The organism is Bradyrhizobium genosp. SA-3, assembly GCF_004212635.1.
Lineage (GTDB): Bacteria > Pseudomonadota > Alphaproteobacteria > Rhizobiales > Xanthobacteraceae > Bradyrhizobium.
Genome location: NZ_PSRT01000012.1, coordinates 69,254 through 90,475, shown reverse-complemented (window position 1 = coordinate 90,475; position 21,222 = coordinate 69,254). Strand labels below are relative to the sequence as shown.

Here is a 21,222-nt window from a genome sequence, read left to right as displayed (position 1 = left end):
CGGCGGAGGCGGTCGCCGTTCCCGGCTGCGGGCCGCCCGGCAGCACCACCACGCGGGTGCCGACCTTGACGCGGTCGAACAGGTCGGAGACGTCCTCGTTCAGCATGCCGATACAGCCGGAGGAGACGAACTTGCCGATCGTCGAGGGCTGATTGGTGCCGTGGATGCGGTAGACGGTCGAGCCGAGGTACATCGCGCGGGCGCCGAGCGGATTGCCGGGGCCGCCGGCCATGAAGCGCGGCAGATAGGGCTGGCGCTCGATCATCTCGGTCGGCGGATGCCAATCCGGCCACTCGGCCTTGCGGGTGATCTTCTGTACACCGGTCCAGGTGAAGCCGTCGCGGCCGACGCGGACGCCATAGCGGATCGCACGGCCGTTGCCGAGCACGTAATAGAGGTAGGTGTTCGGCGTATCGACCACGAGCGTGCCAGCCGGCTCCTTGGTCTGGAACGCAACTTCCTGGCGGCGCAGGTTCTGAGGCAACTGCGCCGGCGCAGCATCAGGCTGCTCCTCCGGCGGCAGCGACGCGACCGTCATCGGCCGGCCATCGGCGCCGACGGGCGGCTGCCCGGCTTGGACCGTACCGGTCGCCGCGGGACCACCGACGGCCTCGGGCGGACGTAGGCCGTCATTGGCCGGTGCCTGGCCCTGACCCGGACGATCGGCATAGATCACCGGGGGCGGACCGGCGGGACGGCCATAGCGGGGATCGTCGGGCGACATCACGGGGCCTTGCGGCGCCGCGGCCGAATAGGCCGGAGCGCCAGCCGGACGACCATAACGCGGATCATCCGGTGACATCACCGGCCCCTGCGGCGGGGCCGCCGAATAGACCGGAGGCGCGCCGGCCGGGCGGCCGTAGCGCGGATCGTCCGCCGGACCCGGCGCCGGCAGCGGGGTCTGGGGCATCGCGTCGTCGTCTTCGTCCAACGCGTCGAAATTCGGCGTGCGATCGCCTGGGCGATATTCAGCCGGGGCGCCATAGCTCGGCGCCTGCTGGACCGGATAGCTCTGAGCCTGCGCGAGCGAGGTTCCCGCCGCAGCGACTGTCGCGGCAGCGCATATCGTCAGAAAATGTTTGATCATCATCGCTCTTGTATAGTCCCCAAGCCCGATCGGACCGTTAACGGCCAGATGACCGAAGATAGCGGCACATTCAAGACATATCAGGCGTATTGGCGCCGGATTTGCCGATTTGTGATCCGCAAGACTACCGTTGCCCCTTTACATCACGGGGGAGAAATCGCATCACGCCATCAATTGCCGGAGTTTTCGGGCCCGAATTTTAGGGAACGGCGGAGAGGCGTTGCGATATGGTCGAATCAGCCTGATTCGTCACCGCTTTGAGCTCCGATCCCGGCGTGGCGAAGGCGGCAATCAGTACCGTCACCGCGTTCAGATGGCTCATGGGCCCTGGCCACCAACCCGGGGCGGAAATTCGTAACCCGTCCGATGCTTCCCGGCTTTCGCTTCCTGTTTGCCGCGATCCTGCTGTCAACCTCCATCCTGGTGTTCGGCCTAGGGGCTGCCGCGCTGCTGCGGGCGAGCCATGAGCAGTATGTGAACAACCCCGCCTGGCGGAACGGCCCGCAGGAGCAGGTGTTTGCGCAGGCTCCCGAGCCGGCTCAGCCGGTGCTCGCGGTATTCCAGCCGGAGCCCGAGGTCACCGCCGAGCCCACGCCGTCGCTGCGTGACCAGATTCCGACCATCGGCTTGCCGGCGAACGGACCCGAGCAAGTCGCCACGCCAACGACAGAGACCGACGTTCAGCCCCAGATCACTGAAGCCGCGCCTGAAGCCCAGGCTCCGAGCAGCGAACCGGCCAAGATCGAGACCACGGCGGACGCCACAGCGCCAGCGGCCACCGATACGCTCACCCCGGCCGACACCACGGCATCGATTCCCGAGACGCAGCCTGCTGCCGCCACGACCGCCAGCGAGCCGGCTGATTCCAGTGTTGCCCTTGATTCCAGTGTTGCCCAGGCCTCGTCGGCGCTCGATGTCGCCGCGCCCAAGCTGGCCGCGCTGAACGATCCGGCGGCGACGTCCGTGAGGGACACACCGGCGAAAGCCAAGGCGGACATCAAGGTGGACATCAAGAGGGACAGCGGCGCGTCGGACGGCAAGGCGACCAAGCGCAAGGCGAAGGCCAAGAAGCAGCACCACATCGTGCGGCGTCCGCCGCCTCAGCAATTGCAGCAACAGTTCAATCCGTTTGGACAGCAGCAGCCGGCCTTCGCCACAACGACCGCACGCACGCGCTGACGCTCCTTCTTCGCCTCTCCCCGCAAGCGGGCCGCGGCAACGGTCGAACTACTCACGCCGGCCCGGTCGCGATCGGCGGGCCGCCGGCCTGGCCCCATTCCGACCACGAGCCGTCATAGAGCGCGGTGTCGGTGATGCCGAGGCGATAGAGCGCGATCGTCAGCACGCCGGCCGATACGCCCGAGCCGCAGCTCGTCACGATCGGCTCGTCTAACTTGACGCCGGCGCCGGTGAAGGCGGCGCGGAGATCGTCGAGCGGCTTCATCGTGCCGGTCGCGGCATCGAACAGGAGATTGTAGGGCACGTTGCGGGCGCCGGGGATGTGGCCGGAGCGGATGCCCGGCCGCGGCTCGGGCGCGCGGCCCTCGAAACGGTCGGCGGCGCGCGCATCGATCACCTGCTCGGCCCGGCTTTCGACATTGGCAAGCAGCTGCTGCATGCTGCGCACGCGCTTTGCATCGTAGCTCGCCTTGAACGTCGCGGGCTTCGGCTTCACCTCGCCGCTCTCGACGGGACGGCCCTCAGCGCGCCACTTCTTCAAGCCGCCATTGAGGATGCGCACATTGCTGTGGCCGTAGGACAGGAACATCCACCATGCACGCGGCGCCGCAACCCAGCCGCCGGCATCGTAGATCACGACGGTGTCGGCATTGGAGATGCCGAGATTGCCGATGTCGCGGCCGAACTGCTCGGCGCTCGGAAACATGTGCGGCAACGGGTTGGAATGATCCGACACCGCATCGACGTCGAAGAAGACGGCGCCGGGCAGATGCGCGGCGAGATAGTCGTCCTTCGGCAGCGGCAGCACGCCGGGAAGCTTGAAGCTGGCGTCGAGCACCTTGACGTTGGCCTCGCCAATGTGCGCGGCGAGCCATTCCGTGGAGACGAGAGGGTCGGTGGGGGTCATTGCATGCTCCGGCAGTTTATTCGGTCGTCATGGCCGGGCTTGTCCCGGCCATCCACGTTCTTCTTCGCGGCAAAGACGTGGATGCCCGGGACAAGCCCGGGCATGACGTTGTGGCTGGTTGTGTGCGTCCAATCTACGCTTTCTTCTTCGGCTCCCATTGCTCCGTCGGCCCGCCGGCATCGCGCCAGGCGGCGTAGCCGCCGGCGATGTGGGCGACGGGCTTGAGGCCCATGTCCTGCGCGGTCTTGGCGGCGAGCGCGGAGCGCAAGCCGCCGGCGCAGTGGAAGACGAACTTCTTGTCCTCCTGGAAGATCGGTTTCGCGTAGGGGCTCTGCGGATCGATCCAGAATTCGAGCATGCCGCGGGTGCAGGCGAACGCGCCGGGGATGCGGCCCTCGCGCTCGATCTCGCGGGGATCGCGGATGTCGACGATGACGACGTCGCCGTTCTTGGAGATCTCGATGGCGTCCTTGGCGCTGAGCGTCTCGATCTCGGCATTGGCCTCGTCGATCAGCGCCTTGATGCCGCGGGTGATGGTCTGGGGCATGTGGTTTTCCCTTCTCCTTCGTCATTCCGGGACGATGCGCAGCATCGAGCCCGGAATCCATTTGTCACTAACGCTGCGGCCCGATGGATTCCGGACTCGCGCTACGCGCGCCCCGGAATGACGACGGCGAGCATCAGTGCGTCAACTCCTTCATCGCCCCCTCAAGACCTTCGATCGTGATCGGGTACATGCGGTTCGCAAAAATGCGTTTGATGATGGTGGTCGATTCCGAATAGTCCCAATGCTTCTGCTGCACCGGATTCAGCCACACCGCATGCGGATAGGTGCGGATGATGCGGTCGAGCCAGACCGAGCCCGGCTCCTCGTTGACGTGCTCGACCGAGCCGCCCGGCACCATGATCTCGTAAGGGCTCATCGAGGCGTCGCCGACGAACACAACCTTGTAGTCGTGCGGGTATTTGTGCAGCACGTCCCAGGTCGGCGTGCGGTCGGTGAAGCGGCGCTTGTTCTGCTTCCACACGCCTTCGTAGAGGCAGTTGTGGAAGTAGAAATACTCCATGTGCTTGAACTCGCTCTTCGCCGCCGAGAACAGCTCCTCGACCTGCTCGATATGCGCGTCCATCGAGCCGCCGATGTCGAAGAACACCAGCAGCTTGACCGCATTGCGCCGCTCGGGGCGCATGTGCACGTCGAGATAGCCGTGATTGGCGGTCTCGCGGATCGTGGTGTCGAGATCGAGCTCGTCGGGCGCGCCGGTGCGCGCGAATTTGCGCAGGCGGCGCAGTGCCACCTTGATGTTGCGGATGCCGAGCTCGACATTGCCATCGAGATCCTTGAACTCGCGCTTGTCCCACACCTTCACGGCGCGGTTGTTGCGGTTCTTCTCCTGACCGATGCGCACGCCTTCAGGGTTGTAGCCGTGCGCGCCGAACGGCGAGGTGCCGGCGGTGCCGATCCACTTCGAGCCGCCCTGATGCCGCCCCTTCTGCTCCTCGAGCCGCTTCTTCAGCGTCTCCATGAGCTTGTCCCAGCCCATGGCCTCGATCTGCTTCTTCTCTTCTTCCGTCAGATACTTCTCGGCGAGCTTCTTCAGCCACTCCTCGGGGATCTCCGCCTTCTCCATGGCGTCGAGCAGGCTTTCCAGCCCCTTGAACACCGTGCCGAAGACGCGGTCGAACTTGTCGAGATTGCGCTCGTCCTTCACCAGCGAGGCGCGCGACAGATAGTAGAAGTTCTCGACCGTGTAGTCCGCCAGATCAGCGTCGAGCGCCTCCATCAGCGTGAGGTATTCGCGCAGCGTCACAGGGACCTGCGCGTCGCGCAGAGAGGTGAAGAATTGCAGGAACATGGGTGACAGATTGCCCGTCGGGTGGCGAACGTCAAGGGGCGGAGGCCACTGCTCCGCGCTGGACCGGGAGGCTTTTTGCTCTAGAATTGGCCCTCTCAAGGGGTTGTTTGGGGGACGTTTGCAATGGGAATTGTCGCAGCGCTCATCATCGGCGCGATCGCCGGCTGGCTGGCGGGCAAGATTGTCCACGGGGCGGGATTTGGGCTGATCGGCAACATGGTCGTCGGCATCATCGGCGCGCTGGTGGCGAGCTGGGTGCTGCCGCAGCTGCATATCGCGCTCGCCACCGGCACGTTAGGTGCCATCGTCGACGCCACCATCGGCGCGGTGATTGTGCTGGTCATCCTTTCGCTGATAAGACGGGTCTGAAAGCCTGACCGAACCAGGAACGGCCGCCACGCGCGGCCGTTCCCTTGTCGCGACCGGGGCCTGCGCCTCACGCCGACGATACCCAAGGACACGCAATGAAATTTACGGGCACCAAGGACTATGTTGCGACCGACGATCTCAAGGTCGCCGTCAATGCCTCGATCGTGCTGGAGCGCCCGCTCCTGGTGAAGGGCGAGCCCGGCACCGGCAAGACGGTGCTGGCGGAGGAAGTGGCAAAGGCGCTGAACGCGCCGCTTTTGACCTGGCACATCAAGTCCACCACCAAGGCGCAGCAGGGCCTCTACGAATACGACGCGGTATCGCGCCTGCGCGACAGCCAGCTCGGCGACGCCCGCGTCTCCGACATCAGGAACTACATCAAGCGCGGCAAGCTCTGGGAAGCCTTCACCAGCGAGCAGCGCCCGGTGCTGCTGATCGACGAGATCGACAAGGCCGACATCGAATTCCCGAACGACCTGCTGCTCGAGCTCGATCGCATGGAATTCCATGTCTACGAGACCGGCGAGACGATCAAGGCCAAGCAGCGCCCGATCATGATGATCACCTCCAACAACGAGAAGGAGCTGCCGGACGCTTTCCTGCGCCGCTGCTTCTTCCACTACATCAAGTTCCCCGACGCCGACACCATGGGCCGCATCGTCGACGTCCACTTCCCCGGCATCAAGAAGCGCCTGGTCGAGGAAGCCTTGCGCATCTTCTTCGAGGTGCGCGAGGTGCCCGGCCTGAAGAAGAAGCCGTCGACGTCGGAGCTTTTGGACTGGCTCAAGCTGCTGCTCAATGAGGACATGAGCGTCGAGCAGCTGAGAGAACGGGATCCGCGAAAACTGATCCCGCCGCTGCACGGCGCGCTGCTCAAGAACGAGCAGGACGTGCATCTGTTCGAGCGCTTGGCGTTTTTGAGCCGGCGGGAAGTGTAGGGCACGCGGCCGACACATTCTCGGTGTCGTCCCGGCGAAGGCCGGGACCCATACCGCGTGATCTATCGATAAGACTGCGTAGCCAGTACCACCCACCAAATCACTTCCTGGGGTAATGGGTCCTGGCTTTCGCCAGGACGACGACGTGTTGGACATCGGTATCGTTCCGTGACACTGTCATTCCCCGCGAAAGCGGGGAATCCAGTACGCCGCGGCCTCTCGGTTCAATCACAACCGCCTCTGGATACTGGATCGCCCGGTCAAGCCGGGCGATGACAGCGGAGGTTGAGGCGCGCTGCTTCAGCATCGTCATTGCGAGCGCAGCGAAGCAATCCAGACTGGAGCCGCGGAGAGATTCTGGATTGCTTCGTCGCAAGGGCTCCCCGCAATGACGGAGCAAGGGGCACTGGCGTCGTTCTCCAATTCGCATCTGCGTCGCAGGCACACGTTCGCATCCTCGCGGCTCACCTCGCCCGAGCTTTGCTTCATTCCTCGCCCCCCCAAAGAAAGAGGGTGCAGGGAAGGCCGGGTGCCGGCTGGCACCCACGGTCCGCTGTGCGAAGGCACACGCAGAAAAACTGCACAGCGGCATACAGGTGAAGCCCAACACACGGCCTTCCCTGCGCAGTGGTTGGACGGCTTATGCCGCGCTCTCCCGGGAGCCGAGTTCGTTCTGGCCTCCCTCACCCCAGCGAAAGTCGCCGACACCGCGCCGGTTGACGCCAATGCCGCATCCGCCAAGGCTTGACCGTAGCAACGACGGCCAGGACCACACGGTTTTGCCGTACGCACGGTTCGCTTGTTCGCCGCAGTTTTTCCAACCCTGTCGACGGAGCCGGAAACTTGCTGGCGAGACGAACCTGACAGCGCCGCTCGTCTACACGAAGCCTTGGGGCTCACGGAGAGCAATCCGCCCTGCCCTTAGCCTCGCGCCCGACGCTGCCGCGTCCACCGCAACCCGGCCCGCGTTTCGAACGACCTCGCGAACCGCCCCTCTTCCTCAGGCCGGGCTGTTCCGACTTATGCCGCAATTCCGAATTTCGGTAAAGTGGAATATTTTTGCGGAGAGGGGTTGACGAGATGGCGGGGTGTTTTGCCCGACGGGCAAGCGACTTAGCTCAGTGAAGGCGCCGCGCTCCGGCCAAAATCGATATCGCCCTCCATGGTCAGGCAAAAGCACCAACGCCCGTTCGGACCTACAAGGAAATGATGCTGCGGAATCTCAAGAAGTACATGAAGGACGTTCTTCATCGTCTCTATTGATGCAGCAATTGCGAAATCAGGGGCATTGTCGCCAACGTAGAGAACCGGCCCACTCAATCGGAGGTGATCGCATATCTCAGCGAAGAACTCGACAAATTGCGCCGGTCGATCAGGCCCGACTGCGTCCACACACTCGACGGCGTCGGGCACACGCGCCCAATCGATCCTCGAACCGCTGGTGGGGTACGCAGTCGCGAGCAAGCGAAAGACGTCCTTTGCGTCTCCCGCTTCAACTAGGCTCCCGCTGTCAAAATCGGCTTTCAGGGCCTGCCGGATTTCGTCTTCATATGTGCTCATGTCGAATGGGCGCAACTCGTAGGGTGGGTTAGCGTCAGCGTAACCCACCTCTTTCGTTTCCACACTGACAGAAATGGTGGGTTACGCTGCGCGGACTGCGCTTCGCGCAGCCGCTCGCTAACCCACCCTACGCAGATCGGCTCTTCATGCCACCGCCGCGTCCGGAATCCTTGCCGCTTCCATCGGCTGCTTGCCGCGGATCAAATCCGAGGCGCGGTCGGCGATCATCATGGTGGAGGCGTTGAGGTTTGCCGAGATCATGCGCGGCATCACCGAGGCGTCGATGACGCGCAAGCCCTCCAACCCGTGGACGCGGAGCTGGTCGTCGACCACGGCCCATGTGGAATCCGCCGGACCCATGCGGCAGGTGCAGCCGGGGTGGAAGGTGGTGGTGCCGCGCTGGGTGGCGGCGTGCAAAAATTCGTCGTCGGTGTTGACGTTCGGGCCGGGGAAATCCTCGTAGGCGTAGTAGGGCGACAGCGGCGCGGACTTCAAAAGGCGTCGTGCGAGCTTCATGCCGCCGACGATGACGCGGCGGTCGAGCTCGGCGTCGAGATAGTTGGTCTGGATGATCGGCGGCGCGAACGGATCATTGGAGCGGATGTGGACATAGCCGCGGCTCTCCGGGCGCTGCTGCCAGGAGGCCACCGTCATACCGGGCTCATCCTCGAGCTGGCCCTGCACGCCTTCCTTGTAGCTCGCCGGCGTGAAGGTGAGTTGCAGGTCGGAACTCTCGGCGCTCTCGCCGGAGTGCCAGAAGCAATAGACCATGGTCGGCGACAGTGAGAGCAGGCCGCGGCGCGCCGTCGCCCATTTCAGCGCCTCGATCCACAGCGAGAAGCCGCGGCGAAGCTCGTTGATGGTCTTGATGTCCTTCACCCGCGCCACCGTGCGCGGCGCGTAATGGTCCTGGAGGCCCTCGCCGACCGGCAGTGCGTGGCGCACCTGAATGCCGTGGGCCTGCAACAGATCGGGCGAGCCGACACCGGAGAGCTGCAGGAGCTGCGGCGAATTATAGGTGCCGCCGGAGAGGATCACTTCCTTGTCGGCGCGCACCTCGACAGGATGACCGCCACGGCCGCCCTTCATGTAGCGCACGCCGACGGCGCGCTTGCCCTCGAAGATGATCTCGGTCGCATGCGCGTGGGTGTGCACATGCACGTTGGGACGCTTCATCGCGGGCCTGAGGAAGGCGGTGGCGCCGGAGACGCGCAGGCCGTTGTTGATGGTGCGCTGGCAGTAGGAGACGCCTTCCTGGGTCTTGCCGTTGTAGTCGGGGTTGCGGGGGATGCCGAGCGAGACCGCGCCTTCCATGAAGGCTTCGCAGAGCGGATCGCGCCACTCCATCGTGGTGACCGTGAGGCTGCCCTCGCGGCCACGATAGAGCGCCTCGCCCTCGCCGACGCGCTTCTCCAGCCGCCGGAAATAGGGCAGCACGTCGGCATAGCCCCAGCCGCGATTGCCCATCTGCGCCCAGGTGTCGAAATCCATACGCTGGCCGCGATTGTAGATGTGGCCGTTGATCGAGGACGAGCCGCCGAGCGTCTTGCCGCGCGGCGCATAGATGCTGCGGCCGCCGGTCCAGGGCCCTACCTCCTGCTGGTAGGCCCAGTTGATGCTCTTCATGTGGAAGGTTTTGATGAAGCCCGCCGGCAGGTGGATATAGGGATGCCAGTCGGAAGGGCCTGCCTCCAGCACGCAGACGCTGGTCGCGGGGTCCTCGCTTAGCCGGCTGGCGAGCACGCAACCGGCAGAGCCCGCGCCGACGATCACATAATCAAATCTGTCCATGGTGACAGCGTCCTTAGCGCGCAATGAGTCTCAATTGAATCGGTGCCAGAAGCGGGCGCTCTTCACCTCTCCCGGAGGGAGATGTGACCGAGCGAGCAGCAAATCTGGAGCACATTATAGCTAGCGCGGCTTGTCGTTGAGTTGAAATTCGAGATGCGCCTGGACCGTCGGCCATTCGGCGGCGGTGATGCTGTAGACCACGGTGTCGCGCAGCGTGCCGTTCGGCCCGACCTGGTGGCTGCGCAGGATGCCGTCCTGCTTGGCTCCGAGGCGCTCGATGGCGCGGCGGCTCTGGTGGTTGAAGAAATGCGTGCGGAACTCGACCGCGATGCAGTTCAGGGTTTCGAAGGCGTGCCGCAGCAGCAGGAGCTTGCACTGCGTGTTGAGCGGGCCGCGCTGCGCGCTCTTGCCATACCAGGTCGAGCCGATCTCGACGCGGCGGTTGGCGGCATCGATGTTCATGTAGGTGGTCATGCCGACGATCCGGCCGCCGGCATCGAACACGGTGAACGGCAGCATCGAGCCCGCGGCTTGCAGGCCGAGGCGGCGGTCGATCTCCTTGCCCATGTTCTCCGGCAGCGGGATCGCGGTGTACCAGAGTTTTGACAGCTCGCCGTCCTTGACGGCCTCCGTCAGCCCCTCCCGATGCTGATGCGACAGCGGCTCGAGACGGGCGTGCTGTCCGCGCAGGGTGATGGGGTCGGGCCAGGGCATTTCTCACTCCACAATGACTGCCGTCATTCCGGGGCGCGACGAAGTCGCGAGCCCGGAATCCATTCAACCACAAACTCTGAGGCCCGATGGATTCCGGCCTGCGTGCTGGCGCACGCATCCCGGAATGACGCCGGATATATCGGCACAGATACATTCACTTGTTCAAGAAATTCAACGGCAAACCGCTGCGCGGCCAGTCCATGGCGATCAGTTCGCCCTTGCCTGACAGCGTGATGTAGGCGGTCTTCAGCTCGGGGCCGCCGAAGGCGATGTTGGTGGTGACGCGATCGCCGGTCGGGACCTGCTCCACCAGGGTGCCGTCGGGCGCGATCACCGAGATGCAGCCGGAAACGAGGGTGGCGACGCAGACATTGCCGTTCGCCTCCACCGCGAGCGAGTCGAACATCTGATAGCCGCCGAGGCCGCAGATTGGCTTGCCCCGCTCGCCGCGATAGATCACCTCGCGCGGCTTCAGCGTGCCCGGCGCAGAGAGCTCATAGGCCCAGAGCCGGCCCGTCGGGGTCTCCGCGATATAGACCGTGTTCTCGTCCGGCGAGAGCCCGATGCCGTTCGCCGGCAGCACGCCGTGCACGATCTCGACGATCTCGGTCATGCCGGGCTTGAGATAGTATATGCCGCCGACATCCATTTCGCGCGCGCGGCGTTTGCCGAGATCGGAGAACCAGAGGCCGCCGTGCTTGTCGAAGACGAGATCATTCGGCCCGCGCAGATCGTGCTCGCCGCATCTGGTCACGACGGTCTCGACCTTGCCGGATTGCAGATCGACGCGCTGGATCGAGCCACCGCGGTAATCGTCCGGCTGCGGGCCCGGCATGATCATCTTGCCGGCCGGAAGCCAGGAGAAGCCGCCATTGTTGCAGATGTAGATCTTGCCGTCGGGCCCGAGCGCGGCGCCATTGGGGCCGCCCGGCACCTTCGCGACGATCTCCTTGCGGCCATCGGGATGGACGCGGGTCAGGCGCTGGCCGCGGATCTCCACCAGCACGACCGAACCATCCGGCATCACGACCGGCCCTTCTGGAAATTCGAGGTCGGTGGCGAGAACGCGGACGTTGGACATGTTGGGACCCTCCCGGCTGCTTGTTATGACTTGCACGGGATGTCCGGCACGGGCCCACACGCAAGATTTGCCTGCGGTTATGACAAAGTCGCCGGGGCTTGCCAAGCAAGCCGGACGGTATGCCAGCGTTGCGGAAGCCCCTACTCCCTCACCGGCACCCAGATCTCGAAGCCGCCATTCCCGGTTGCTGGATCGAACTTTTCGTCATAGCGCTCGAAGTTCGGTGCGTCCGCGGCTTTGAGGCCGGAGGCCGGCAGCCACTGATTCCAGATCGTGTTGACCGTGCGGCGGATCGAGGCGACGTGATCGGTGTGGGTAAAGACGGCGTAGCGCTGCTCGGGAATGCGGATGCGGCCGAAGCGACGCGGCAGGTCCGAAAAATCGGCGACCTCGACGCCGGCGATGTAGTCGAAATTGCCGGCATCATCGCCGTTGCAGCAAACGCCGTAGGCGACGTTGCCGACGCGGGCGGGAATGTCGGCGACCTCCTGGTGAAAGCGGTGCCATAGGCCTGGGATCATGGCGCCGTTGTCGCAGGAGATGCGCTCGGCGGGACCGGCGACCAGGAAGGCCTTTGCGATTTCGAAACGCGGTGGGGCAAGATGGTCGAGCATGGTGGAGTCCATGAGGATCGGCTCCTGAAGCTTGAGGTGGCTGACGCATGTCGCGGCCCGCACTGCTTCGGGCGTTACTCCGAATTGGTCGCGGAACGCGCGGGTGAATGCTTCGTGCGAGCCGTAATCCGCCTCCAGCGCCAGTGACAGGATGTCAGGCGCACCGTTCGCAAGACTGCGCGCGGCTTCCGTCAGCCGCCGCGCGCGCACGTAGCGCATCACCGGAAGGCCGGTGGCTGCGGCAAACGCGCGCACGATGTGGAACCGCGACACGCCTGAGATCGCAGCGATCTCGTCGAGCGTCATCGGCTCGGCCAGATGGCTCTCGATATACCAGAGCGCGCGCTGGGCTGGGTTCACGGTGGTCGTCCTCGTTCGAAGCGCGGCCATGATGCGCAGCATGCCGCCGGCCCGCTTGATCGGCATTGCGGTCCCGACATGAGGATAGCCGGGCAACGGCTACTGGCAACATCCGGGCGTTCGTGGCTACACTCCCGGGGTCTCTGAAACCGCTCACCAGAAAGCACGGAGGAACCGCGTCATGGAAATTACAGATGTGCGGGCGCACCATATCCGCATCCCCTATGACGCCGGTGTCGCCAGCTTTCGCCAGGGCGCTTCCGCGATTACCGCGCTCGACATGGTGCTGGTCGAGGTCACGACCGATGCCGGGCTGACCGGCTGGGGCGATGCCTTCGCCTATGTCTGCCCCCGCACCACGCGCAGCGCCGTCGAGGAGATGATCGCGCCGCAGGCGCGTGGGCTGAAGGTACCTGATGCGGCCGGCATCCCAGGGGTCATGGAACAGATCCAGCGCAATCTGCATCTCTTCGGCCGCTACGGCATCACCATGTTCGCGATCTCCGGGCTCGACATCGCGCTGTGGGACCTTGCCGCCAAGGTGGAGGGCGTGCCCGTACATCGCCTGCTCGGCGAGACCAGGCGCACGGCCATTCCCGCTTACGCGAGCCTGCTGCGGATCGGCTCGCCCGACAACATCGCCGCCGAATGCAGGAAAGCGCTCGCGCTCGGCTATGGCGCCATCAAGCTGCACGAGACCACGACACAAGCGGTGTTTGCCGCACGCGAGGCGATCGGGCCAACCATTCCGCTGATGGTCGACATGAACTGCCCGCTCACCGGCGAGCAGGCGATTGCGTTTGCGAAGACATGTGCGGACGCGAAACCGATGTTCCTGGAGGAGCCGGTCTGGCCGCCGGAGGATTTTGCCGCGCTCGCCGACGTGCGCAGCAAGGGCGGGCTCGACATTGCCGCCGGCGAGAATGCCTGCACGGAATATCAATTCCGCCAGATGATGAATGCGGGCGCGGTGAGCCACGCCCAGCCCTCGGTGATCAAGGTCGGCGGCATCACGGAGTTCCTGAAGGTCGCGGCGCTGGCCGATCAGTTCGGCGTCAAGATCGTCCCGCACTCCCCTTATTTCGGTCCGGGCCTGCTCGCGACGCTACATCTCTTGGCACTGCGCGAGGACGGGCTCGTCGAGATGTTCTATTTGAAACGCGAGGCCTGCCTCTGGGGCGGCCGCGCCGATGTCGATGCGACCGGCCATGTCGCAGTGCCGAGTGGCCCCGGACTTGGCTACGAGCCCGATCGCGGCGTGATGGAGCGATATCGCGTCGCGTGATCGCCGCGCCTTATTTCGCAGCGTCCTTCGCCGCCGCCGGCGCGTCCTGCTTCTTCTTCGCATCGTCGGCCGGCTTCACCTGGGCGGCCTGGAGATCGGCGAGCGTCTTCTGCAAGCCGGCGAGGCTCGTCTTCAAGGCGTCGATCTGACGATTGGCCGCATCCAGCTTCTGCTGATGATCGAGCGTGAGTTTGGTGATAGTCTTCTGAAGGAAGTCGACATTGCTCTGGAGGCAGCTCGTGCGCCGCTCCATGGTCTTCTCGACGGTGCAGATCTCGATGCCGGGCACGTCCTGCGCGCGGAGCGACAGCGGCGCCAGCGATGCGAGCAGCAACATTGCGAAACAGACGCCGGCGCTTCGGAGCAGCATGAAAGGTTCCTCGTCAATCGATCACATCAATGTGCGCCGTTTGCGCGCAAGCGCATGAGGCTACCACACTCGTACCGCATTCTCGCGTTGAGCTTGCGCTTGTTCCCTGGGACGGGGAACGATGATCGGCACGCGGAAAGAAGTGGGCGTTCTTTCCGCGGCTTTGTTTAGGGGAGATTTTTGGAATGGCAACGCGCGATAGACGTCTGGCCGAATTCGATGGCACCGGAGAACCACCACCCGGCCTTGCGGTCGAAGTGTTGTGCGAGGACCACAGCGGAACGTATCAGCTGCCGTTCGCCTGCCGTTATGTGGAGGGACGCTGGCGCAACCACGAGGCCGGCATTGCGGTCGAAGCGACCGTCATCGGCTGGCGTCTGCCGCGCGTGAAGCAGCGCGGCGCCGCCTGACGGCGATCTGTGTTTCAAAATGCGACGGGGCCGCGCTCCCGCTTTAACCTTCGGAACGCGGCCCGAACGAATCACGTCCGAATCGGCCGCAGGGCTTCGTACGCATCTGTTCACGGCTAGATGTCGCCAGCCAGCCGCCCGTGCGCACAATATCTGCGCAGCGCAGGATTGGGTTTGGGCCGGGTATTGGCGGCAAAAGTTAACCGCATCAAGGATATGGCGGGGCATGCCACGTGCCTGCCGGGCGACGGTCCCCCAGCCCCCGAAACGGGCAGGACGGCGCGAGACCTGCCTAATATTCGACCTCGAGCTCCTCAATCTCGGCCGGCTCTTCCCGCGCCGCCGCGATCCATTCCTGCATCTCGGGCATGGCCATGATGGTGTCGGCATAGGCCTTCAGCGGCGGCGCGAGCTTGACGTCATAGGTGACGAAGCGCGTCACCACGGGGGCGTACATCGCATCCGCCATGGTGCGCCGCTCGCCGAACAGGAAGGGGCCGCCCGATTTCTCCAGGCAGTCGCGCCAGATCAACCAGACACGGTCGATGTCGGCCTGCGCGCGCGACCAGATCTTGAAGCCGGGAAAGTGTCCCTTCAGGTTGACCGGCAGCGAGGCGCGCAGCGTGGTGAAGCCGGAATGGATTTCGCCTGAGATCGAGCGGCAATGCGCGCGCTGGATGCGGTCATCAGGCAACAGTCCGGCGTCCGGCATCACCTCGTTGAGATATTCGGCGATCGCCAGCGTATCCCACACCACGGCGCCCTCGTGCCGCAGGCACGGCACCAGGATCGACGATGACAGCAGCAGGATTTCGGCGCGCGCCGAGGGATCGTCCGGCGCTGTCACGATCTCCTCGAAATCGAGCCCGGAAAATTTCGTCAGCAGCCAGCCACGCAGCGACCAGGACGAGTAGTTCTTGCTGCTGATGGTCAGTGTCGCCTTCGCCATTTGGCCCTTCCCTGCGCCTGATCTCGACACCCGCTCGGCCCGCGGGCGTGCCCATGAGCTGTGCTTCCCGCAACATGAGGAGCAAGCGATGTGCCAGTTTCGAGAGCGGTCCGGCTCCCGTCTGGCTTCGATATTGCATAATGGCACGGGACAAGTGGGCGTTTCAGTATGATGTCGATGTATTATCAGGCCTTCCAGAACCATATGGACCTGACCGCGCCATGGCGGGCGGGGGCCTCGTCCGCGCTCAAATTCCTCAACCTGGTACCGCAGGGCGTGTCGCATCAGGTGGTCGGTCGGCTCTCGGCGGCGCTGGAGCTGATCTCGCGCTCCACGCTCACCTATGATCGCCCGGCCTACGGCATCGACAGCGTGATGGTGGGCAACCGCGAAATCGCCGTCACCGAGGAGATCGCCTACGCGACGCCGTTTGGTTCGCTGCTGCACTTTCGCAAGGACGGCGTGGGCGAGCAGCCGCGCATGCTGCTGGTGGCGCCGATGTCGGGCCACTTCGCGACACTGCTGCGCGGCACCGTGAAGACGCTGCTCCAGGACCACGACGTCTACATCACCGACTGGCACAATCCGCGTGACATTCCCCGCAGCGAGGGCCGCTTCGGGCTCGACGACTACACCGAGCATCTCATCGATTTCCTCGGACAGCTTGGCCCGCGTCCGCACATGGTGGCGATCTGCCAGCCCTCGGTCTCCGCGCTCGCGGCCGCCGCGATCATGTGCGAGGACAACCACCCCTCGCGGCCGGCGACGCTGACGCTGATGGCCGGGCCGATCGACACCCGCATCCAGCCGACCAGGGTCAACGACTTCGCCAAGAGCAAGCCGATCGAATGGTTCGAGCGCAACCTGATCAATTACGTGCCGATGCAATGCCGCGGCGCCTTGCGGAAAGTCTATCCCGGCTTCGTGCAGCTCACGGCCTTCGTCTCGATGAATCTCGAGCGCCACATCAAGCAGCATCTCGACCTCGCCAACCACATCGCCAAGGGCGAGAAGGAACAGGCCGCCAGCATCAAGACCTTCTACGATGAATATTTCGCGGTGATGGACCTTCCTGCGGAGTTCTACATCGAGACCGTGCGCGACGTGTTCCAGGAAGCACCTGTTGCCGCAGGGCAGGCTGATGCATCGGGGACGCCCGGTGAACACCAAGGCCGTCAGCCGCATGGGGCTGATGACGGTCGAGGGCGAGAAGGACGACATCTGCTCGATCGGCCAGACCCTCGCCGCGCAGGACCTCTGCACCGGCGTGCGCGCCTATCGCCGCGTCCACCACATGCAGGCCGGCGTCGGCCATTACGGCGTGTTCTCGGGCAAGCGCTGGAACAACGAGATCTATCCGCTGCTGCGGGACTTCGTGCACGTCAATTCGTGACCGGCATTGCCTGGCCGCGGGCGCCAGCCGGGGTCACGGCACGTGCTTTAATGCTCTTGCTTGAGCAGCTCCTTCGCCTCTTCGATTTCGGGGAGATTTCGCTCCGCATCGAATTCGGCGAGCACGGGAACGAGCAGTTCGGATGCCGCGCCCGCTCGACCATTCCTCTTGTGCAGGCGCGCAAGTCCAAGGGCGCTGCGCAGCTCGAACGTCTTCGCCTGCTGGCGCTTCGCGATGTCCAGCGCTCGCGTGAGGGCATTCTCGGCACCGGAATCGTCGGGAGCGTCTTGGCGCAACAAAAGTTCGCCGCGCAGGCGGTGCAGCTCGGCATCAAGCCAACGCTGACCGGATTGTCCCGCCCATGCAATCAATTCACTCAAGATTTCGAGCCCGGTTTCGACTTGGCCCACCTCTGCGTCCGCCATGGCGACATGCATTCCCCAAAACGGTTCACAGAGGTAGCAGTCATTCTCGTGCAGCAAGGTCCAGCCGCGGCGCATTTCTGCCAGTCCGGCCATTCGCTCGCCGGCACGCCACTTGGCGAGGCCATTCAGGTAGGTGCCGGCGGCCACATAGAGCGGCATCGTGTGGTCGCGCGCGAGACCGAGCGCCAGGATCGTCTCTGTTTGCTGCAACAAGCCCCCGCATAATCCGTCGAACACCGCGCGATGAACAAGCGCATTGGCCTGGGAAAGCGCCCGTTGTTCTCCGGAAGCACGCACCGCTTCGGCGGCGAGTTGGCGTGCGCGGCCGATCCTGCCCAGCGGCCAGAGTACCAAGGCAAGAAACCTCTCGATCACGAACGGAAGATCCAGCGCCGAAGCCCTGAACTTCGCCGGATCCGGCTCGGCACCATAGATATCCAGTGCTTGCTCGAGATGCCCTCGCGCCTTCAAGTAGTCACCACCGAACCAGCAGGTAACCCCGCCCGTCCAATGGGCAACGATGGCGGCCACCGGTGAGTCCGGCCGTCGGTCAGCAGCGCTCATGATGGCATCCGCCAGCTCCCGCATTGGAGCGAGCTCGCCGTGTGTCAGACAGGCATTGAAGAGGCCCGAATGGACCGGCGCAAGTTCAACGGGATCATTGATGTCGGCGGCGAACTGTCGGGCGCGCGTCCATGCGGCGACCGTTTCGGGAGCGCTGTGCCCGAGGCTGCCCCGCAATGCACGGCCATATGCGATTTGAAGATGCAGCCTGCTCATCATCCGGCGGGGCTCATCAGGCAGTTGATCGGCCGTCGCAACCGCCTTGCCGAGATGCGCGATCGCCTCGGAATAGGCCGAGCGTTTTAGCGCCTGCTGGCCCGCCTTGCGCCACCATTCGAGCGCGACCTCGCTCAGACCCGCCTCGGTGAAGTGATGCGCCAGAACTTCCGGCTCAGTCTCGGCCACGACTGGAAACTTCTCGCGCAGGACATCACCGATGCGCTTGTGAAGCAGCTGCCGTTTGCTCCTGAGCAGGCCCTCGTAGGCTGCTTCCTGAACGAGAGCGTGCCTGAAGCTGTAATTTGCTTCGGGCGGAGCCCCGTGACGCACCAGCAGTTCCGCCTCTTCTAGCTGCGCTAGCGCGGCGCTCAGCGTCAGATCATCGCGTCCCGCCACATATCTCAGTAGCGCGTATGAAAAGTCGCGGCCGATGGCGGCGCCGATTTGCGCCACCTCCTTGACTGGAGCCAGCCGGTCGAGCCGCGCCATCAGCGAATCCTGCAGCGTCGCGGGAATAGCGAGCGGCGGGAGCGGACTATCGAGGCGATAACGCCCTGCGTCTTCGACGAGCAATCCGGATTCCAGCACCATCTTGGTGAGTTCCTCGACGAATAGCGGGACGCCATCCGTCTTGTCGATGATCTGCTTCATCATCTCCCGTGGCAGCTGGCGGCCGACGGTCACCTGCTCGACCAGCGCACGCGTGTCCTGCGGGTCTAGTCGGTCGAGCCGTAACAGACTGACGTTGGCAAGGCCCGACCAGGAGGGCTCGAACTCTGGCCGGGATGTCGTGAGCACGAGTATCGGCAGTCCCCTGATCCGATCAACCGCAAGATCGAGCAGTTCAAGTGTCGTGGCATCGGCCCAGTGCATATCCTCGCAGATGATCAGCAGGGGCTGCTCTCGCGCCAGCCCCTCGAGCTGATCGAGCAGGGCGGCAAATGTCTGTCGCCGCTGCTGCGCCGGGCTCAAACCAAGCGGCGGACAATGGTCGCCGGTTGGAATCGAAAGGAGAGCCGCAATCAGCGGTGTCGCTCGGGCGACCTGCTGTGTTCCAAGCGCCAGCATGGCCTCGAGCTTGTCGAGCTTTTGCCCGGGCGTGTCGTCCGAGCGGATGCCGGCGGCGCGCTCGAGCTGCGCGACAAAGGGATGAAGTGCACTGTTGGTGTGGTAGGGCGAACACTGATATCGCACCCGGCGGTGCGTCCCCAAAGCAGGACTTTCGGACAGCGTTGCGACCATGCGCGACTTGCCAATGCCCGCTTCGCCCGAAATCAACAGCATCTGGCCTCGGCCCTGCCATGCCAGTTGCTGGCGTGAGAGCGCGAATTCGATCTCCTGCTTGCGGCCGACAAAGCCGATCGAGCGCGCAGCACGAACCGCCTCGAAGCGACTCTCCGATGCGGTCGCCCCTTCTACCGCCCAGACCGCGATAGGTTCGGCTATCCCCCTGACCTCGCGGCGGCCGAGATTGCGAAGCGTGAAGAGATCGCCAAGCAGGCGGCGCGTCGACGAGGCAACGACGACCGCTCCCGGCTCCGCCAGGCTCTGGAGCCGGGCAGCAAGGTTCGGTGTATCGCCGATCGTTCCGTGCTCCTCCGACGCATCTCCACTGACGAGGTCGCCGACCACCACAAGTCCGGTCGCGATTGCGATCCGCAGTTCGACCCGTTCGTCCGCGCCTGTTTTGAGTTGCCCGACCGCAGAGATGATGTCGAGGCCCGCTCGCACTGCCCGCTCCGCATCATCCTCGTGGGCGCGAGGATAGCCGAAATAGACGAGTATTCCGTCACCGACGAACCTGGCTATCCTGCCGTCGTAAGCAGCGATGACCCTCGCGCAGGCGGCGCGGTAGGCGCGGATCACTTCCCACATATCCTCGGGATCGAGCCGCGCCGAGAGCGCAGTCGAGCCGACCAGATCGCAAAACATGACGGTGAGGTGACGCCGCTCGGCGTCCTGAGGAGGAGCGGGCGATGCGATCAGCGCGGCTGGATCGAGGTCGGCAATAGCACGCAGCATTTTGCGGCGATGGCCGAGCAGGACTCCGAGCTTGTCGAAATCGTCATCCATCAGTTCGGGAAGGACACCCATGTCGATCCCATTTTGGGCAAAACGCTCTGCGTATTGCCCAAGCCCCAGCTTCTCGAGCCACTCCGCAATCTGCATTGGCTCCACCGATCGTGTGGTTGGCGGTTAGCAGAATTTTGGACCACGGCACGCGGGGACAATATCCCAACGGCACCACGATGGCACGTCTTGTTTGTTGCGCGACAACTTAGGTTGCGCAGGACCGATACGCGTCCAAGCAGGAAACGTCGTTCGATGCGAACGTCTGCGCTACTGAAAATCGTCTGCACGCAGCGTCGAACGACAGAGGTTGCGATCGTCAATGACCAGTTCAGATCTGAAGCCGATTCCGGCATCCGGGCCGTTGCCCAACGCCAAGATGCCGGGCAGGCGCTTTTTCCGCGAGGACAGTCCTCTTCACTCCTTGTCCATGGTCACTTCGTAGCTGCGCGCCATCGTTCCTGCCGCAACTTGAAGCGAAGAGCCAACCATCCAACAGCCGGCAACAAAGACGATCAGGCCATTGGGAAGGCTTTGATCAAGGACAAGGATGCTGACGGACAGAGTTGCTGCAATCGCCGCGCTGAATGTCCCGGCCGCACTCATGATCTCAACCGCCTCGGACCCATTGTATTCCTCCGAGGTGCTCGAAATCGACTTCCGAGCGAACGTACGGGACAAATCAATTCCAATATAGAAGCTAACCGCTCCGTAGATCATCATGAGCAGCACGATCCAGCCGCTTTCAAAAAGTCCGCCTTTCTGACGTAACAGGGTCGCACCCACATAGAGGCCGCAAGTGGCCCCAACGGCTGCGAGCCCAATTCTTTCGAGAAGATGGGCCGCCTGGATGAGACTCGAACGGGCGATCCGAAAATTGCCGGCGTGTCTTGTCAGGGAAAATGCACTGGAAACTTCGTTGCTGATCTTCATTGGGGGCTCCTTGATGCTTAGCAGCCTACCGACCGACCCCGAATAGGAGCTGCGTGAGCGCGTTTCGCGATGCCCTTGCTTCCAATTTCTGAAAGATCTGTGCTGAGTGATGGAACTGACTTGCTCGTGAGCAAAGACGAGAGCCAAT

19 protein-coding genes and 1 pseudogene are annotated in these 21,222 nt (G+C 64.0%); 6 read left to right on the top strand and 14 right to left on the bottom strand.

Annotation, left to right across the window (positions count from 1 at the left end; all coding sequences use genetic code 11):
• Both CWO91_RS06025 and CWO91_RS44965 read right to left on the bottom strand, forming a co-directional pair.
• On the bottom strand, positions 1 to 1,087 hold a 1,087-nt coding region (locus tag CWO91_RS06025), incomplete at its 3' end, for a L,D-transpeptidase family protein (RefSeq protein WP_165405251.1).
• 199 nt (positions 1,088 to 1,286) lie between these two features.
• Positions 1,287 to 1,409, bottom strand: coding sequence for a hypothetical protein (locus CWO91_RS44965; protein WP_256477639.1), 123 nt, complete (start codon positions 1,407 to 1,409; stop codon positions 1,287 to 1,289).
• A gap of 44 nt (positions 1,410 to 1,453) precedes the next feature.
• Between CWO91_RS44965 and CWO91_RS06020 the strand changes: the two genes are divergently transcribed.
• On the top strand, positions 1,454 to 2,266 hold the full coding sequence (locus tag CWO91_RS06020) for a hypothetical protein (protein ID WP_165405250.1): 813 nt from the start codon (positions 1,454 to 1,456) through the stop codon (positions 2,264 to 2,266).
• Between the two features lie 52 nt (positions 2,267 to 2,318).
• On the opposite strand, the gene sseA is transcribed toward CWO91_RS06020, so the two are convergent.
• The 3 genes from sseA to CWO91_RS06005 all read right to left on the bottom strand — a co-directional run bounded on the left by sseA (position 2,319) and on the right by CWO91_RS06005 (position 5,029).
• Complete coding sequence (sseA, locus tag CWO91_RS06015) at positions 2,319 to 3,173, bottom strand: 3-mercaptopyruvate sulfurtransferase (protein WP_130212641.1); 855 nt, start codon at positions 3,171 to 3,173, stop codon at positions 2,319 to 2,321.
• A gap of 133 nt (positions 3,174 to 3,306) precedes the next feature.
• Positions 3,307 to 3,720, bottom strand: a complete 414-nt coding sequence (locus CWO91_RS06010) for a rhodanese-like domain-containing protein (protein WP_130212640.1) — start codon at positions 3,718 to 3,720, stop codon at positions 3,307 to 3,309.
• A gap of 133 nt (positions 3,721 to 3,853) precedes the next feature.
• Positions 3,854 to 5,029 carry a vWA domain-containing protein gene (locus CWO91_RS06005; protein WP_080134207.1) on the bottom strand — a complete coding sequence of 392 codons (1,176 nt, stop codon included), beginning with the start codon at positions 5,027 to 5,029 and terminating at the stop codon, positions 3,854 to 3,856.
• 123 nt (positions 5,030 to 5,152) lie between these two features.
• Here CWO91_RS06005 and CWO91_RS06000 point away from each other — a divergent pair, with 123 nt between their 5' ends.
• Together CWO91_RS06000 and CWO91_RS05995 are read left to right on the top strand one after the other, a co-directional pair.
• Positions 5,153 to 5,398, top strand: a complete 246-nt coding sequence (locus CWO91_RS06000) for a GlsB/YeaQ/YmgE family stress response membrane protein (RefSeq protein ID WP_130212639.1) — start codon at positions 5,153 to 5,155, stop codon at positions 5,396 to 5,398.
• A gap of 95 nt (positions 5,399 to 5,493) precedes the next feature.
• Positions 5,494 to 6,336 (top strand): AAA family ATPase, encoded by an 843-nt coding sequence (locus CWO91_RS05995; protein WP_091879457.1) that lies wholly within the window; start codon positions 5,494 to 5,496, stop codon positions 6,334 to 6,336.
• 1,113 nt (positions 6,337 to 7,449) lie between these two features.
• Here the strand turns inward: CWO91_RS05995 and CWO91_RS05985 are convergent.
• The 5 genes from CWO91_RS05985 to CWO91_RS05965 form a co-directional block, all read right to left on the bottom strand.
• Complete coding sequence (locus CWO91_RS05985) at positions 7,450 to 7,896, bottom strand: hypothetical protein (protein WP_130212637.1); 447 nt, start codon at positions 7,894 to 7,896, stop codon at positions 7,450 to 7,452.
• 144 nt (positions 7,897 to 8,040) lie between these two features.
• Complete coding sequence (locus CWO91_RS05980) at positions 8,041 to 9,687, bottom strand: GMC family oxidoreductase (protein ID WP_130212636.1); 1,647 nt, start codon at positions 9,685 to 9,687, stop codon at positions 8,041 to 8,043.
• Between the two features lie 120 nt (positions 9,688 to 9,807).
• Positions 9,808 to 10,401 carry a GNAT family N-acetyltransferase gene (locus CWO91_RS05975; protein ID WP_130212635.1) on the bottom strand — a complete coding sequence of 198 codons (594 nt, stop codon included), beginning with the start codon at positions 10,399 to 10,401 and terminating at the stop codon, positions 9,808 to 9,810.
• A gap of 154 nt (positions 10,402 to 10,555) precedes the next feature.
• Positions 10,556 to 11,482, bottom strand: coding sequence for an SMP-30/gluconolactonase/LRE family protein (locus CWO91_RS05970; RefSeq protein WP_130212634.1), 927 nt, complete (start codon positions 11,480 to 11,482; stop codon positions 10,556 to 10,558).
• A 140-nt stretch (positions 11,483 to 11,622) separates the two neighbouring features.
• Positions 11,623 to 12,456 carry an AraC family transcriptional regulator gene (locus CWO91_RS05965; protein WP_165405254.1) on the bottom strand — a complete coding sequence of 278 codons (834 nt, stop codon included), beginning with the start codon at positions 12,454 to 12,456 and terminating at the stop codon, positions 11,623 to 11,625.
• A 181-nt stretch (positions 12,457 to 12,637) separates the two neighbouring features.
• On the opposite strand from CWO91_RS05965, the gene CWO91_RS05960 reads away from it, so the two are divergent.
• On the top strand, positions 12,638 to 13,741 hold the full coding sequence (locus CWO91_RS05960; RefSeq protein ID WP_130212633.1) for a mandelate racemase/muconate lactonizing enzyme family protein: 1,104 nt from the start codon (positions 12,638 to 12,640) through the stop codon (positions 13,739 to 13,741).
• A 10-nt stretch (positions 13,742 to 13,751) separates the two neighbouring features.
• Here CWO91_RS05960 and CWO91_RS05955 read toward each other — a convergent pair whose 3' ends face one another.
• A complete protein-coding gene (locus CWO91_RS05955) occupies positions 13,752 to 14,111 on the bottom strand; it encodes a hypothetical protein (protein WP_130212632.1) in 360 nt (119 codons plus the stop codon).
• Positions 14,112 to 14,296: 185 nt separating this feature from the next.
• Here CWO91_RS05955 and CWO91_RS05950 point away from each other — a divergent pair, with 185 nt between their 5' ends.
• Entirely contained in the window at positions 14,297 to 14,521 is a 225-nt protein-coding gene (locus tag CWO91_RS05950; protein ID WP_091879473.1) for a hypothetical protein, read from the top strand.
• Positions 14,522 to 14,813: 292 nt separating this feature from the next.
• On the opposite strand, the gene CWO91_RS05945 is transcribed toward CWO91_RS05950, so the two are convergent.
• The gene (locus tag CWO91_RS05945) at positions 14,814 to 15,470 is read right to left on the bottom strand and encodes a glutathione S-transferase family protein (RefSeq protein ID WP_130212631.1); all 657 of its coding nucleotides are present in this window, start codon (positions 15,468 to 15,470) and stop codon (positions 14,814 to 14,816) included.
• 168 nt (positions 15,471 to 15,638) lie between these two features.
• Here CWO91_RS05945 and CWO91_RS05940 point away from each other — a divergent pair.
• Positions 15,639 to 16,863, top strand: a pseudogene (locus tag CWO91_RS05940) (polyhydroxyalkanoate depolymerase).
• Between the two features lie 47 nt (positions 16,864 to 16,910).
• Here the strand turns inward: CWO91_RS05940 and CWO91_RS05935 are convergent.
• Both CWO91_RS05935 and CWO91_RS05930 read right to left on the bottom strand, forming a co-directional pair.
• Positions 16,911 to 20,240, bottom strand: a complete 3,330-nt coding sequence (locus CWO91_RS05935; protein WP_165405249.1) for an adenylate/guanylate cyclase domain-containing protein — start codon at positions 20,238 to 20,240, stop codon at positions 16,911 to 16,913.
• Positions 20,241 to 20,558: 318 nt separating this feature from the next.
• Positions 20,559 to 21,074 carry a hypothetical protein gene (locus CWO91_RS05930; protein ID WP_130212629.1) on the bottom strand — a complete coding sequence of 172 codons (516 nt, stop codon included), beginning with the start codon at positions 21,072 to 21,074 and terminating at the stop codon, positions 20,559 to 20,561.
• Between the last annotated feature and the right edge of the window lie 148 nt (positions 21,075 to 21,222).